Source organism: Kitasatospora sp. NPDC023176 (genome assembly GCF_055560495.1).
Window position 1 is genome coordinate 79,662 of sequence record NZ_JBVHIP010000002.1, and the last position, 14,255, is coordinate 93,916.

Below are 14,255 nucleotides of genomic sequence, written 5' to 3' on the forward strand. Positions count from 1 at the left end.
CTACCTGCCTGGCCCGACGGGCCGGCGCGCCGGGTCCCCACCGCCCACCGCGAACCGCCCCACCGCCGGGGGGCGCGGGGGTAGGGGCCGCCGCCCCCACCGCGAGTGTCCCAGGCTCCGCCGGGCTCAGGCGTCCGTGCGCTTCAGCCGTACGGCGGCGCCGGCGAGCGCGAGCACCGTCCAGCCGAGGAAGACCAGCAGGCCGGCCGTCGGCGAGAGCGTGGTCGAGTCGTGGTGCAGGGCGAACATCGCCTCACCGGCGTGGCTGGGCAGGTACGGGCTGATGTGGCTCTGCCAGGAGGTGGGCAGCAGCGAGGTCAGGCCCGGGATCAGCATCAGCGAGGCGACCAGGACGGCGATGCCGCCGGCCACCGAGCGCAGCAGCGCGCCGAGGGCGACGCCGATCACGCCGACCAGGGCGAGGTAGAGCCCGGCGCCGAACAGGCCGCGCACCACGCCGGTGTCGGAGAGGGTCATCGCCGCCCGGGTGCCGGACAGGATGCCGCTGTCCGCCGAGAAGGTGACGAACACCCCGATGGTGCCCAGCACCAGCGCGATCAGGCCGTACACCGCGGCCTTGGACCACAGCACCGGCAGGCGGCGCGGCACGGCGGCCAGGGTGGAGCGGATCATGCCGGTCGAGTACTCGCCGGCCGCGACCAGCACCCCGAGGACGCCGAGCGCCAGCTGGGCGAAGTTGGTGCCGAACAGGGAGAGGCTGAGCGCGCTCGCGTCGGCGAAGTCCCGGTCCATCGGGCGGCCGGAGGTGATCCGCGACTTGAACTGGAAGGCGGCGATAAGGCCGAAGGCGACCAGGAACAGCAGCGCCAGTCCGAGGGTGATCCAGGTGGAGCGCAGCGACCACAGCTTGGCCCACTCCGAGCGCAGCACGCGCGCGGCCGTCACCTTGTAGACGGGGCGGGCGGGGCGCGGGTCGGCGCTCTCCGATGTCTGACTGGGGGCGATCGTGGTCATGCCGCGCTCCTCTGGGTGTCGGAGGTGGTCGTGGTGCCGTGGTACTCGACGGCGTCCCGGGTGAGGTCCATGAAGGCCTCCTCCAGGGAGACCGTCCGGGGGGTCAGCTCGAACACCGCGATGCCGTGCTCGGCGGCGGTGAGGCCGATCTCGCGGGCCGTCCGCCCGGTGACCAGCAGTTCCTCCGAGCCGGAGCGGCCGGTGATCTCCACGTCGGGGCCGGCGAGCGCCGAGCGCAACCGGGTCGGGTCGGCACTGACGACCTTGACGACGTCGCCGCCGGCCTGCTGGACCAGCTCCTGGACGGTGGTGTCGGCCAGCAGCTTGCCCCGCCCGACGATGATCAGGTGGTCGGCGACCAGCGAGACCTCGCTCATCAGGTGCGAGGAGACGAAGACGGTGCGGCCTTCGGCGGCGAGCGAGGTGAGCAGGTTGCGGATCCACAGCACGCCCTCGGGGTCGAGCCCGTTGACCGGCTCGTCCAGCATCACCGTGGCCGGGTCGCCCAGCAGGGCGGCCGCGATGCCGAGCCGCTGGCCCATGCCGAGCGAGAACGCCCCGGCGCGCTTGCGGGCCACCGACTGCAGGCCGGTCAGCTCGATGACCTCCTCGACCCGGCGGCGCGGGATGCCGTGGGTGTGGGCCTGGGCCATCAGGTGGTTGAAGGCCGAGCGGCCGGGGTGGATCGACTTGGCCTCCAGCAGCGCGCCCACCTCCTGCAGCGGCGCGGCGTGCTCGGCGTACCGACGGCCGTTGACGCGCACCGAGCCGCTGGTGGGCGCGTCCAGTCCGACGATCATCCGCATGGTGGTCGACTTCCCCGCCCCGTTGGGTCCGAGGAACCCGGTCACCGCCCCCGGCCGGACCGTGAAGTCCAGCCCGTCCACGGCGGTCTTCTCCCCGTACCGCTTCGTCAGCTGGTGCGCCTCGATCATCGCTCGCCCTTACGTCCAGGGGCCGGGCCGTCCCGGCCGCCCACGTTTCCACGCTAGGGCCGGGAGCGGCCGGATCCGTGGCACCGCGGACTGATCATCGGACGGCGTGTAGTACCGCGGTACCACACCGTCGCCCTACCCGGGGAAACTCGCTTTCGCCGCCCGGCCAGGCCGGGCGAGGATGGCGGCATGGACGATCGGAAAGTGACCCTGCGTCAGATGACCCCGGCCGAGTACCAGTCGGCCACCGAGATCCGCGAGGCCGACACCATCCGTGAACTGGCCAGGCTGATGCCGGAGGAGCAGGCCCGCGAGCGTACCCGCCAGGGCACCGCCAGGTTCCTCCCGGACGGCCCGGACACCCCCGGCCACCACCTGGTCGTCGCCGAGGACGAGTCCGGCCGGACGGTCGGCACCGCCTGGATCGGCCCCGACCCCCGCTCGGAGTCCGGTACCTCCACCTCCGCCTGGCTCTTCCACCTCCGTGTCCTGCCCGAGTACCGCCGGCACGGCTACGGCGCCGCCATCCTGACCGCCGCCGAACAGCTCGTCGCCCGCCTGGGCGGGACCGACCTCGCCCTGAACGTCTTCGGCGGCAACGACGCGGCCATCGCCCTGTACCGCCGCTGCGGCTACGGCGTCTCGGCGATGTCCATGAGCAAGACCGTGCGCGGGTGACGGGCGCCGAGCCCTGCGGGGAGTGCGGTGCCCGGGGGTGTGCGGGGCTGTTCCACGGGCTGCTGGCGCTGGACCACTCGCGGGCACAGCCGTGGGGGCCGTTGCACGGGGTCTCGGTGTCCTGCTTCCTGTTGCAGCACCCGGGCCGGCTGCCCGGGGACGGCGGGGCGGGCGCGCGGGGGTTGCTGCGGGCGTACCTCGACGGCGGGCTGCCGGCGGTGGAGCGGCTGGTCGGGCGGGCCCGGCGGGCGAACTCCCACCGCGTGCCGGGCAGGCCTCCGACGGGCGCGGCGGTGCGGCCGGGAGGGGAGGCGCCGCGGGGCGGGTTCGCGGCGACCATCGAGGAGGTCGCGGTGGACGGGACGTTCCCGGCCGACGGCTTCCCCGAACGGGTGCGGGCGTGGGCGGCGGCCACGCTGGCGGCATGGGGCGACGACGGGGCGTAGCCGCTCCGGGACCGGGACGGGACCGTCGCCCCATGCGCATGGGGCACCCCCGGCGGTGCCATGGAGGGGCGGGTCGACCGGCCTGCGCAATCCCCTCCCTGGAGGACAGCATGAGCGCCAGATCGGCCAGCCCGGTGGCGGTCGCCGCCAGGCGCCTTCAAGGGAAGGCGCCCCGACTTCCGCCCTCGCCCCGCCGCCCTGCCCTCAGCTGCTGAGCAGTCGGTCGAAGAAGGCGCGGTACTGCTTCAGCGCCACCCGCAGCTCCTCCGTGTCGGCCTCCCCGTCGCGGTTCCACTGGCTCTCCAGCCCGTTCTTGCGGCCCGCGAAGTACTCGGCCAGGCGGCGCATCAGATCGGCGACCAGCTCGTCCGCGTCGCGGACCGCCTCCCGGGGGTCGTCGACGAAGCGGGTCTGGACCTCCTGCCACCGGGACCGCAGTTCCTCCGCCTCGCCCGGCGGCAGCAGGGACTCGCGCTCCCCCCGCTCCGCCTCACCGTCGGCGGGCAGCTCGCCCTCGACGGCGCGGCCCGAGGTTCCTCCGGCCGCCCCCGTTTCCGCCGTATCCGTTTCCGCCGTATCCGTTCCGGCCGCCTGCGTTCCCACCGCCTCGCTTCCTCCGGCCGTGTCGTCCGCGCGCGGCTCCTCCGCCGCCTCGGTGGCCTCGCCGGGGTAGACGGGCCGCTCCCTCGTCTCCGGCGGCTCGTCGGCCCGCACACCCGCGAGGATGTCCTCGGTCGACGTCCGTCGCTCGTCGTCGTGGTTCATCGGCGTCATCTCGGTCGCTCCGTTCCGCCTCGTTCCGTCCCACCCCTTTCCGGTCCGCCGTCGAGGAGCGCGTCGAACAGCGCGCGGTAGTGCACCATCGCGCCCCGCAGTTCCTCGGTGGTGGCCTCGCCGCGGCCGGCCTCGGTGTTGACGGCGTGCGCGGCGCGGTAGTGCTCCAGGGTGCGGCCGTGCTCGACCGACAGGTCGCGCAGCCGCTGTTCGTAGTTCTCCGTCGGGTAGCCGCGGTCCCGCATGAGCGTCGTGACCAGGCGGTCAGCGTCCTGAACGGCGGCGCCCGGCCGGTCGACGAACTCCTGCTGCACCTGGATCCAGTCCTGGCTGTAGCGCTGCCTCGCCTCGGCCGGCAGCGGTCTGATGTCCAGCTCCTGGTGGCGCAGCTCGCGCTCCCGCAGCTCGCGTTCAGCCGCGATCCGGCTGTCCGACCTGTTCACGGTCCGTTCGTACTCGGGGCCGAATCGTTCCCGCAGCCGGCGGCGGCGGTTGACGAACCACAGCACCGCGACGGCGAGGACCACCACGACGGCGATCGGCACGATGATCGCGACGAGTTCTCCTGTCGACATCGGGCCCTCCTTGCAACTTCGATGCCGAGCCGCTGCCCAGTACCCGGGGTTCGAAACGCCTGTTCCCGGACTTCACCGACCCGGCCAGGCAGCGCCGGCCCCACGCACGACCAACCGTCAGTCCTCGGGGACCCGCAGCTCGCACCAGACCGTCTTGCCCGCGCCCGCCGGGCGCCAGCCCCAGCTCAGCGCGAGGCGGCTCAACAGGACCAGGCCGAGACCACCGGTGTCCCCTTCGCCGTGCGGCAGGCGCGGCAGCGGCGGGCGCCGGCTCGCGTCGCTGACCTCGATCCGCAGCACCCCCGGGCAGCGCACCAGGAGCAGCGCGCCGGGTGCGCCGGTGTGCCGGACGGCGTTGCCGACCAGCTCGGAGACCAGCAGGACGGCGTCGGCGACCACCAGGGGATCGGCCACGTCCGCCAGGAAGGCGGCGGTGCAGGAACGCGCCTCGGCGACCACCCCCGGCCGGGCGGACAACGGGAGCCGGCGCGCCCACGGCCGCGCGGAGGAGCGGGCCCGCGCGGGCACCCGGGCGCCGCCCATCCGACCACACCTCCCTCGTCCCTGTCGTGTCTCCGGCCCTACCGAACCGTCCGCCCGGGCCGCAGCCTCGGTCGACGACCGGACCTCACCACCCGAACCTCAATGCCCGAACAGGTGCCGGCCGCGCCGCGGCTGCGGCTCGCGCGGGATGCCGGCGGCCCGGCCGCCCTGCTCGGCGGCGCGCTCCTCCGGGCTCACCGGCGGGGTGCCACGGTCCTCCAGCGGCGCGGTCGGCTCCACCCGCCGGGCCGCGCCGTATCCGGCGGCCCGCTCGGCGCGCCGCGAGGGCCGCCAGGCCGGTCGCATCATGGCGAGACCCAGGCAGAAGACCAGGGCGAGGGCGAGGCCCGCGAGGAAGATCCCGAGGCTGTCGAGCTTCACGAGGTCGTTGCCGAGGATCGTCACCTGGTACTCCGGCCCGCCGCCGAGGTTGTCGGCGATCAGCAGCCCGGTGAAGGCACCGGAGGCCGCCAGCAGCAGAAGTCCTAGCAGCAGCATGGGGATTCCCCTTCCGTCCCGTTCTCGCCCCCACTTCCAGGCCGCGCCTACCCGGCGGATCCCGTCCGTAACGGTCCGGCGGGGACCGGTCGCCGACCCGTGCGACTGGTCCTGGCCGATCGGCTGGTCCGCGAACGGTGACACCCGGCTCCGGGCCTCGTCCCTGGCCTCGGCCCCCGGCCTGGTCGTCGGTCGCACCGGGCGGGCAGCGCGGGTTCCGTCCCGCTCCGCTTCGGAGCGGCACCGTTCCGCCCCTTCCCGTTCGCGAGACTCCTCGGGCGTGGGCCGGACGATGAGGCCGTGGCATGCCCGGGTGGTCGGTTCCGTCACGGCCGCTCGAAGTCAGGCAGGGGTGGGACGCCCACAGGCCGTCCGCAGCTCGGCAGCGGTCCCGTGCGGGTCATCCGTCTCCACCGCGATCCCGGCGAACGGTGCGGGCGGCCGCAGCTCCACGCGCAGCACGGCGTGCCGGTGCCCTCGCAGGGCGACGAAGTCCCGCCCGTCCTTGTGCCGCCACACGCCCAGGCAGAGCGCGCCGGGCACGGCCAGCCCACTGATCCGGATCCCGCGCAGCGCCCGCCAACGGTCCGGCTGGACCTCGACCGCCGTGACGGCTTCCAGCGGCGCCCGCACCTCCCGTCGGCGGGTCACGATGCGCTCCCACCACGTCAGCCGGACGACCAGGTCGTCACCGTCGACCAGCAGCCTGGCCATGCTCTGCTCCTCTCCTCCCCCGTCGCCTCTTCCCCCGGTCGCCCGGCACGGTCGTCCTCCCGGCGCGGTCGGCGGGATCAGCCGGGGACGGTGTCGCGCACCCTGAAGGCGTCGGTGGCACCGGTGAGTTCCAGCATCCGCAGCACCAGTGGGCGGGGGCGGGCCAGTTCGATCCGGCTGCCGTGGGCGGCCGCGCCGACTTGGGCGCGGAACAGCTCGTAGAGGCCGGTCGAGTCGCAGAACTCCAGCCCGGCGCAGTCGATCACGACGACGGTGGCGGGCTCGGCCAGGGCCGGCGCGAGGACGGCGTTCAGCTCGGCGACCGAGTCGAGGTCGAGTTCGCCGTACAGGGCGATCACGGTGCCCCCGGCCCACGGCGACGCCTGTGCGGTGAGGACCGCGGGCTCACCGCGGCGGTCGGACGCCAAGCCTCGGCCATTCGGCTGCCGGCGCGTCATCGTGCTCCTCCTCCTGGCTCTTCCCTCGGAGGGACTCCCACTGCGCGACTGTCCACGGCAGGGCCCGGGAAACGCCGGAAGAAGGGGTGAGTCAGCCGGGTTCCTCCGATTCCCGGCCGGGCGCAGGGGGATCGGCGACGGCCCCCGGCGTCGCGTCGGGGTCGGGGCCGGGGTCGGACCGGATCCGCAGCACGGTGTCGGTACCGGTGACCTCGAACAGCCGGGCCACGATCGGGCGCGGCCTCACGACGTCGAGGGTCCGCCCGGCCGCCTCCGCGTCGAGCCGGGCCTGCAGCAGGATGTTCAGACCGGTGGAGTCGCAGAACCGCAGCTCGGCCAGGTCGACCACGATCCGGCGGATCCCGTCGTGCAGCGGCCGGGCGAGTACGGTGCGCAGCGCGTCCGCCGAGTCGCGGTCCAGCTCTCCGGCCATCGTGACGATCCGCTCCGACGCCCGGTCGTCCACCGCCACGTACAGGCCCCCGCTGTGTCGTTCCCCCTCGCGGGGGACCTCGGTTGGCCCTCGCATCACGCGCTCCCGGTCCGGTCGGTGCGGCAGGGCTGCCGTCCCGACCATCATGCCGCGCGGCGCCCCGAACCGCTCGGACGGCCGTCGGAACCGCCCGGACGGCTCCGGGCCACGGATCCTCCGCCCCGAGGTGTACGAGCCCCTGGGCCGGAGAGACGCTGGGGGCAGGACTTCCGTCCGGAGGCTTCCAGGGAGGACGCCCGGAGTGAGCCGCGCGCCGGCTCCGCGAGCACGGGAGCAGGTCCACGACGAAGGAGGCGAGCCCCATGAGCGACCAGGACCCGACCCGCGACCACGACCGGCCCGTACCCAAGGACCCGCCCGTCCCGGTCGAAACCCCCGAGTCACGAACGGACGACGAGGACGGACCACCACTGGTCCCCGAGGAGGGGCAGCACACTCCGCACGCCGAACCGACGCACGCCGAACCGACGCACGCCGAACCGACCGAACCGGCCCACGAGCCGGAGCCCCACGAGACCCCCGACTGAGCCGGCCGTGCCGCACCCCGGACACCGTCCCCCGACCGCGCCCCGCCGACGGCGGGGAGCCGGCCCATGGGCGTGACCGGCCCCGGCCCGGGCCGACGCCCCCGGCCGCTCGGCAGCCGCCCGCCCCGGGTGACGCTGCGCCGGGCCCGTCCGGCGGCGCCCCCGGAGCGCGTCCCGGCCGGGCTGCGCACCACCGCCGGGTACATCTGGCGGCTGGGGCTGCTCGGGGTGGCCGCGTACCTGGTCGTCGAGGTGCTCGGCGAGCTGGAGATGCCGGTGATAGCGCTGTTCGTGGCGCTGGTGATCACCTCGGTGCTGCGCCCGCTGGTCGACCTGCTCGCCCGGGTGCTACCCCGCTCGCTCGCCGTGCTGGTGGCCTTCGTGTGCGCGATCGCGCTGGTCGGCGGAGTCCTGGCGCTGGTGGGGACGAACGTCGCCGACCAGTGGAACCAGATCGGCGACGAGCTGCGCGGCGGTCTCGGCCGGATCGACCACTGGCTCACCGGCGCCCCCTTCCATCTGCGGTCCGGCACCGTCACGGACCTGCGGACGAAGATCGGCGCGTTTGTCTCGGCCCACCGCTCGGCGCTGCTGACCACCGCGCTCAGCGGCGCGAGCCGGGCCGTCGAGCTGGTCACCGGGCTGGCCCTCGCGGTGTTCTGCTCGGTGTTCTTCCTGCACTCCGGCGACCGGATGTGGGCCTGGGCGCAGCGCCAGCTCCCGGCCCGGGCCCGCCCCGCCTGGAGCCGGGCCGGACAGGCCGCCTGGCAGACCTTCGCCGGCTACACCCGCGGGGTGCTGATCGTGGCGGCGGTCAACGCGGTGCTGGTCGGCATCGCCTTGGCCGTCCTGCGGGTGCCGCTGGTGCTGCCGCTGATGGTGCTGGAGTTCGTGGCTGCGCTGGTGCCCCTGGTCGGCTCCCCGATCGCCCTGGCGGTGGCCGCGCTGGTGGCGCTGGCCGCGCGCGGGCCGGTGGTCGCGCTGCTGGTGCTGGCCCTGATCGTGGTGATCGGCCAGATCGAGGGCCATCTGCTGCATCCGCTGGTGCTGAGCTGGTCGGTGCGCATCCACCCGGTGGCGGTGGCCCTGTCGGTGATCGGCGGCGCGGTGCTGGCCGGGGTGCTGGGCGCGGTGGTCGCGGTGCCGGTGGTGTCGGTGGCCTGGGCGGTGCTCACCGAGCTGCGGGACCACCGTGCGCGGGGGCGTCCGCCATCAGGGCGCGATGCCCCGGCGGTGGGCGAGCACCCGCACCGGTCCCCGCGCGACCGCTGACGTCCGTCCCGGCCCCCTCCCACCACCCGGCTGCCGCTGGGGCTGCCCCCTGACGTCCCCGGCGGCTCGCGCCCTAGGCTGGCCGCAACGTCACGGCACGGGACGATCGCACGGGGAAGGGGACGCCGATGTGGGCGGACGGGCTGGTGGAGATCACTTCGGAGGACGAGCTGCGGGAGATACTCGGGGCGCCGACCCCGCGGGACGCGGGGAAGGTACGGACGTTGCTGCACGAGCACGACCGCGCGTGGCTGGCGGCCTCGCCGTTCTGCGTGGTCTCCACGGCCGCGGCCGACGGCAGGTGCGACGCCTCGCCGAAGGGCGATCCGGCCGGCTTCACCCTGGTCCTGGACGACACCACGATCGTGGTGCCGGAGCGCCCCGGCAACCGGCGTACGGACGGCTTCCGGAACGTCCTGGGCAACCCCCACGTCGGCCTGCTGTACGTGGTCCCCGGCCGCGGCGACACCCTGCGGATCAACGGCCGGGCCCGCCTCGTGCGCGACGCGCCGTTCTTCGACCGGCTGGTGGTCAACGGGCACCGGCCCCCGGTGGCGCTCCTGGTCGAGATCGAGGAGGTGTTCTACCACTGCTCCAAGTCCTTCCTGCGCTCCGCGCTCTGGAAGCCCGAGTCCTGGGACCCGCAGGCGGCCCCGTCCCGGGCACGCATCGCCAGGAGCCTGGAGCGGCCGGACGAGGCCCTGGCGGACCTGGAGCAGTACTACGGCCCGCAGTACGGCGCCCGGCTCTACGGCTGAGCCGAGGGGGGTGCCGGGGCGGCCCCGCGAGGTCCGGGTGACACTGGTCGAGGGGCCCGGAGGCGCGGCCGCCCCGCTCTGCCCCCGCCCCGCCGTTCGCCCCGCCCGAGGAGACCCGCCATGGCCGACCACTCCCCCGCCCACCTGCTCGCCGCCATCGAACTCGGCGCCTCCGCCCGGGCCCACGGCAACCACCCCTTCGGCGCGCTGCTCACCGGCCCGGACGGGGACGTCCTGCTGACCGCCGAGAACACCGTGCTGACCGACCACGACGTCACCGCCCACGCGGAGCTCAACCTGGTCCGCGAGGCCTCCCGCACCCTGGCCCCGCACCAACTCGCCGAGGCCACCCTCTACTCCAGCACCGAGCCGTGCGCGATGTGCGCCGGGGCGATCTACTGGAGCGGCATCCGTCGGGTCGTCTACGCCCTCGCCGCGCCCGAGCTGAACGCCATCGCGGGCGCGGACCCGGACGAGCCGGTCCTCGACCTGCCCTGCCGTGCGGTCTTCGCGGCCGGCGGCAGCACGGTGGAGGTGTCGGGCCCGTTCCTCTTCGAGGAGGCCTCCGCCGTCCACGTCGGCTACTGGGGGTAGCCGACCGCGCCGGTTGCTCCGGTGGGGTGCTCCGCGCTCGCTCGGGAGCAGTATCGGGAGGCCCTGCCCGGCCGGTCCGGGCGTTTCGCACTAGGTTGCCCGCTATGGACGGAAACCAGGGCCACGACCGGCGGGTACCCGCGAACCCGCCCGCGCCCGCCGAGCGCGCCGTACGGGCCGTCGACGGGCGGCTCCCGCTGACGGAGGCGGGCCGGCTGCTGCTCCGCAAGGCGTTCCCCGACCACTGGTCGTTCCTGCTGAGCGAACTGGCCCTGTACAGCTTCGTCTTCCTGCTGCTGACCGGAGTGTTCCTCACCTTCTTCTTCACCCCGAGCATGGGCGACATCGACTACCAGGGCCCGTACCTGCCGCTGCGCGGGGTGCGGATGTCCGAGGCCTACGCCTCGACCCTGCGGATCAGCTTCGAGGTGCGCGGCGGCCTGCTGGTCCGTCAGATCCACCACTGGGCGGCCCTGCTGTTCGTCGCCTCGATCTGCGCGCACCTGCTGCGGGTGTTCTTCACCGGCGCGTTCCGCCGCCCGCGCGAGCTGAACTGGGTGATCGGGGTGACGCTGCTGACCCTCGCCCTGCTGGAGGGGTTCTCCGGCTACTCGCTGCCGGACGACACGCTGTCCGGCACCGGGCTCAGGATCGCCGAGGGCGTGCTGCTCTCGGTGCCGCTGGTCGGCACCTACCTGAGCTTCTTCGCCTTCGGCGGCGAGTTCCCCGGGCACGCGGTCATCCCGCGGCTGTTCACCGTGCACGTCCTCCTGGTGCCCGGTCTGCTGCTGGCGCTGATCGGGGCGCACCTGACCCTGGTGGTGGTGCTCAAGCACACCCAGTGGGCGGCGCCGGGCCGGACCAACCGGAACGTGGTGGGGCTCCCCTTCTTCCCCCAGTTCCTGACCCGCACCACCGGCCTGGCCTTCACCGTCGGCGGCATCCTGACGCTGTCCGCGCTGGCCGCGGAGATCAACCCGATCTGGCGCTACAGCGCGTACCGGCCGGACATCGCCGGGGCGGGCGCCCAGCCTGACTGGTACATCGGCTTCATCGAGGGGGCGCTGCGGCTGATGCCGGCCGTCGAGACCGGGGTGCTCGGGCACACCATCGCGTGGAACGCCTTCCTGCCCGCCCTGGTGGTGCCCGGCCTGCTGTTCGGGGTGCTGTACGCCTACCCCTTCGTGGAGCGCTGGCTCACCCCCGGTGGCGGCGAGCACCACCTGTGCGACCGGCCGCGCAACAAGCCGATCCGTACGGCGCTCGGGGTCGCCGGGGTCACCGGCTACACGGTGCTGCTGGTCGCCGGCGGCAACGACGTGATCGCGTACGTCTTCGGCGTCTCCGTCAACTCCCTGACCTGGGTGCTGCGGGCGGCGTTCTTCCTGGCGCCGGCGCTGGCGTTCCTGCTCACCCGCTGGCTCTGCCTCGCCCTCCAGGACAGGGACCGCTCCCGGCTGCTGGAGGGCGACGCGACCGGCCGGATCGACCAGTCGATCGAGGGCGGCTTCGACGGGCACCGCAGGCCGGTGCCGGCGGCCGAGCGGTACGCGATGCTGGTGCGCGACGCCCCGCGGCCGGCCGAGCCGCTGCCCGGGGCGCCGCGCACCGAACGGGCCCGGGCGGCACTCGGCTCCTGGTACCACGGCGACCGGGTCGACCTGCCCGCCACCGAGCAGGAGGCCCGCGCCGTCGCGGCCGTCCTCACCGACCCGGTGCACCCCGCGCGGCCGACGGCCCAGCGGCCCGCGCTCCCGGAGGGACGCGGGCCGTTGGGCCGGCTGTTCCACAGGTTCAGGCCCCGCCGTCGCCGCGGTCGTGGTACTGGAAGATGAAGCCGAACACGGCGAAGCCGAGCAGCACCGCCCCGCAGACGATCAGCCAGCGGGCGAACACCAGGCCCAGCGCGAAGACCGCCAGGCCCGCCGCCGTGAGCACCGGGTAGCCGCTGCGGGCCGGGAAGAAGCCCACCGGCCCGGCGGACTCCACGATCTCGGCGTCCTTGCGGTCCTGGGGCCGCCCGCCGCCGCGCCGCTGGTGCTGGACGAACCAGAACAGCGCGACCAGCCCCGACATCAGGAACGCCACCGTCAGGATCGCCTTGCCGGCCGGCTCCCGCGCCCAGAACCCGTAGACCAGCCCGGTCACCGCGAAGAACACCGTCATGACGGCGAACAGCCACCCCTCGGCCTTCATCGCGCCTCCCCCCGTCCGCTCCGGCCGCCCTGCGGCTGCCCGGAGCCGCTCGACGAGCCGTCCGGCGGCACCTCCGGGTGGTGCAGGTCGAAGGCCGGCGACTCGGAGCGGATCCGGGGCAGCACCAGGAAGTTGTGGTGCGGCGGTGGACTGGAGGTGGCCCATTCGAGGGAGCGGCCCCAGCCCCACGGATCGTCCTGCTCGACCCGGGTGCCGTGCCGGGTGGTGGTCCAGACGTTGTAGAAGAACGGCAGGTTGGAGACCCCGAGCAGGAAGGCCCCGACCGAGGCGACCACGTTGAGCGTGGTGAAACCGTCCACCGCCAGGTACGTCGCGTAGCGGCGGGGCATGCCCTGGGCGCCCAGCCAGTGCATCACCAGGAAGGTGGTCTGGAACCCGATGAACAGGATCCAGAAGTGCACCTTGCCGATCCGCTCGTCGAGCATCTTCCCGGTGATCTTCGGCCACCAGAAGTAGAAGCCCGCGAAGGTCGCGAACACCACCGTCCCGAACAGGACGTAGTGGAGGTGGGCCACCACGAAGTAGCTGTCGGTGACGTGGAAGTCGATCGGCGGCGCGGCCAGCAGCACCCCGCTCAGGCCGCCGAACAGGAAGGTCACCAGGAAGCCGACCGACCACAGCATCGGGGTCTCGAAGGACAGCGAGCCGTGCCACATCGTGCCGATCCAGTTGAAGAACTTCACCCCGGTGGGCACCGCGATCAGGAAGGACATCATCGAGAAGAACGGCAGCAGCACCTGCCCGGTGGCGAACATGTGGTGCGCCCACACCGACATCGACAGCGAGGTGATGGCGATGGTCGCGCCGATCATCCCGTAGTAGCCGAACAGCGGCTTGCGGCTGAACACCGGGATGATCTCGCTGACGATGCCGAAGAACGGCACCGCGACGATGTACACCTCCGGGTGGCCGAAGAACCAGAACAGGTGCTGCCACAGCATCGCCCCGCCGTTGGCCGGGTCGAAGACGTGGGCGCCGAACTTGCGGTCCGCCTCCAGCAGCAGCAGGGCCGCGGTGAGCACCGGGAAGGCCAGCAGCACCATGATCGAGGTGAACAGCACGTTCCAGGTGAAGATCGGCATCCGGAACAGCGTCATGCCCGGCGCCCGCAGGCAGGTGATGGTGGTGATGAAGTTGACCGAACCCAGGATCGTCCCGAGACCGGCCACCACCAGGCCGAGGGCCCACAGGTCCGGCCCCGTTCCCGGCGAGTGCTCCGGCCCGTTCAGCGGCGCGTAGGCGAACCAGCCGAAGGCGGGGGCGCCGCCCGCGGTGAGGAAGCCGCTCAGCACCATCAGGCCGCCCAGCAGGAAGGCCCAGTAGGTGAAGGCGTTCAGCCGGGGGAAGGCCACGTCGGGCGCGCCGATCTGCAGCGGCATGATCGCGTTGGCGAAGCCGGCGAAGGTCGGGGTGGCGAACAGCAGCAGCATGATCGTGCCGTGCATGGTGAACATCTGGTTGTAGCGCTCGTTCGACAGGAACCCGGTGTCGGGGCCCAGCAGCTGCGTCCGCATCAGCAGCGCCATCAGGCCCCCGACCAGGAAGAACCCGAAGGCCGTCGCCAGGTAGAGGTTGCCGATCACCTTGTGGTCCGTGGTGAACAGCCAGTGCAGCAGCCTGCTGCCCCGCCGCACCCGCAGCCGGACGCGCGGCGGCGCGCCGGTGCCGACGGTGGAGTCGACGGTGGTGTCGGACGCACTCATGGAACCTCCGCAGCGGAACCGGATGACACCCCCCGGCAGCGCCTCGGACCCCGTCCTCCCCGGACTGGTCGGCCGCGCGCACCGGGAGCGACCCT

The 14,255-nt window shown here is 73.6% G+C and carries 18 protein-coding genes; 7 read left to right on the forward strand and 11 right to left on the reverse strand.

Annotated features, from left to right (window positions below; all coding sequences use genetic code 11):
- Nucleotides 1–126: 126 nt before the first annotated feature.
- Together ACZ3YL_RS04535 and ACZ3YL_RS04540 are read right to left on the reverse strand one after the other, a co-directional pair.
- Entirely contained in the window at nucleotides 127–975 is an 849-nt protein-coding gene (locus tag ACZ3YL_RS04535; RefSeq protein ID WP_465655355.1) for an ABC transporter permease, read from the reverse strand.
- Entirely contained in the window at nucleotides 972–1,910 is a 939-nt protein-coding gene (locus ACZ3YL_RS04540; RefSeq protein ID WP_188305646.1) for an ABC transporter ATP-binding protein, read from the reverse strand. The genes ACZ3YL_RS04535 and ACZ3YL_RS04540 overlap by 4 nt, the downstream gene beginning before the upstream one ends.
- Nucleotides 1,911–2,099: 189 nt before the next feature.
- Between ACZ3YL_RS04540 and ACZ3YL_RS04545 the strand changes: the two genes are divergently transcribed.
- Complete coding sequence (locus ACZ3YL_RS04545) at nucleotides 2,100–2,588, forward strand: GNAT family N-acetyltransferase (protein WP_188305647.1); 489 nt, start codon at nucleotides 2,100–2,102, stop codon at nucleotides 2,586–2,588.
- Complete coding sequence (locus ACZ3YL_RS04550) at nucleotides 2,585–3,034, forward strand: DUF5946 family protein (RefSeq protein WP_465655356.1); 450 nt, start codon at nucleotides 2,585–2,587, stop codon at nucleotides 3,032–3,034. Before ACZ3YL_RS04545 ends, ACZ3YL_RS04550 begins: the two co-directional genes overlap by 4 nt.
- 204 nt (nucleotides 3,035–3,238) lie before the next feature.
- On the opposite strand, the gene ACZ3YL_RS04555 is transcribed toward ACZ3YL_RS04550, so the two are convergent.
- The 7 genes from ACZ3YL_RS04555 to ACZ3YL_RS04585 form a co-directional block, all read right to left on the reverse strand.
- The gene (locus ACZ3YL_RS04555) at nucleotides 3,239–3,808 is read right to left on the reverse strand and encodes a hypothetical protein (RefSeq protein ID WP_465655358.1); all 570 of its coding nucleotides are present in this window, start codon (nucleotides 3,806–3,808) and stop codon (nucleotides 3,239–3,241) included.
- Complete coding sequence (locus tag ACZ3YL_RS04560) at nucleotides 3,805–4,383, reverse strand: hypothetical protein (protein ID WP_188305649.1); 579 nt, start codon at nucleotides 4,381–4,383, stop codon at nucleotides 3,805–3,807. The genes ACZ3YL_RS04555 and ACZ3YL_RS04560 overlap by 4 nt, the downstream gene beginning before the upstream one ends.
- Nucleotides 4,384–4,500: 117 nt before the next feature.
- A complete protein-coding gene (locus tag ACZ3YL_RS04565; RefSeq protein ID WP_188305650.1) occupies nucleotides 4,501–4,926 on the reverse strand; it encodes an ATP-binding protein in 426 nt (141 codons plus the stop codon).
- Nucleotides 4,927–5,025: 99 nt separating this feature from the next.
- Nucleotides 5,026–5,424, reverse strand: coding sequence for a hypothetical protein (locus ACZ3YL_RS04570; protein ID WP_465655361.1), 399 nt, complete (start codon nucleotides 5,422–5,424; stop codon nucleotides 5,026–5,028).
- A gap of 342 nt (nucleotides 5,425–5,766) precedes the next feature.
- A complete protein-coding gene (locus tag ACZ3YL_RS04575; RefSeq protein ID WP_465655363.1) occupies nucleotides 5,767–6,138 on the reverse strand; it encodes a hypothetical protein in 372 nt (123 codons plus the stop codon).
- Between the two features lie 77 nt (nucleotides 6,139–6,215).
- Entirely contained in the window at nucleotides 6,216–6,566 is a 351-nt protein-coding gene (locus tag ACZ3YL_RS04580) for an STAS domain-containing protein (RefSeq protein WP_465655365.1), read from the reverse strand.
- Nucleotides 6,567–6,687: 121 nt separating this feature from the next.
- Nucleotides 6,688–7,125 carry an STAS domain-containing protein gene (locus ACZ3YL_RS04585; protein ID WP_188307926.1) on the reverse strand — a complete coding sequence of 146 codons (438 nt, stop codon included), beginning with the start codon at nucleotides 7,123–7,125 and terminating at the stop codon, nucleotides 6,688–6,690.
- Between the two features lie 266 nt (nucleotides 7,126–7,391).
- Between ACZ3YL_RS04585 and ACZ3YL_RS04590 the strand changes: the two genes are divergently transcribed.
- The 5 genes from ACZ3YL_RS04590 (at nucleotide 7,392) to qcrB (ending at nucleotide 12,075) form a co-directional block, all read left to right on the forward strand.
- A complete protein-coding gene (locus tag ACZ3YL_RS04590) occupies nucleotides 7,392–7,616 on the forward strand; it encodes a hypothetical protein (RefSeq protein ID WP_465655367.1) in 225 nt (74 codons plus the stop codon).
- Nucleotides 7,617–7,682: 66 nt separating this feature from the next.
- Nucleotides 7,683–8,888 (forward strand): AI-2E family transporter, encoded by a 1,206-nt coding sequence (locus ACZ3YL_RS04595; RefSeq protein WP_465655369.1) that lies wholly within the window; start codon nucleotides 7,683–7,685, stop codon nucleotides 8,886–8,888.
- Nucleotides 8,889–9,016: 128 nt separating this feature from the next.
- On the forward strand, nucleotides 9,017–9,646 hold the full coding sequence (locus ACZ3YL_RS04600) for a pyridoxamine 5'-phosphate oxidase family protein (protein WP_465655371.1): 630 nt from the start codon (nucleotides 9,017–9,019) through the stop codon (nucleotides 9,644–9,646).
- Between the two features lie 120 nt (nucleotides 9,647–9,766).
- A complete protein-coding gene (locus tag ACZ3YL_RS04605; protein ID WP_465655373.1) occupies nucleotides 9,767–10,240 on the forward strand; it encodes a nucleoside deaminase in 474 nt (157 codons plus the stop codon).
- A 104-nt stretch (nucleotides 10,241–10,344) separates the two neighbouring features.
- Nucleotides 10,345–12,075, forward strand: coding sequence for a cytochrome bc1 complex cytochrome b subunit (qcrB, locus tag ACZ3YL_RS04610; protein ID WP_465655375.1), 1,731 nt, complete (start codon nucleotides 10,345–10,347; stop codon nucleotides 12,073–12,075).
- On the opposite strand, the gene ctaF is transcribed toward qcrB, so the two are convergent.
- A complete protein-coding gene (gene ctaF, locus ACZ3YL_RS04615) occupies nucleotides 12,035–12,436 on the reverse strand; it encodes an aa3-type cytochrome oxidase subunit IV (RefSeq protein ID WP_188306793.1) in 402 nt (133 codons plus the stop codon). The two genes, qcrB and ctaF, sit on opposite strands and share 41 nt — an antisense overlap.
- The gene (ctaD, locus tag ACZ3YL_RS04620; RefSeq protein WP_188306792.1) at nucleotides 12,433–14,160 is read right to left on the reverse strand and encodes an aa3-type cytochrome oxidase subunit I; all 1,728 of its coding nucleotides are present in this window, start codon (nucleotides 14,158–14,160) and stop codon (nucleotides 12,433–12,435) included. The genes ctaF and ctaD overlap by 4 nt, the downstream gene beginning before the upstream one ends.
- Between the last annotated feature and the right edge of the window lie 95 nt (nucleotides 14,161–14,255).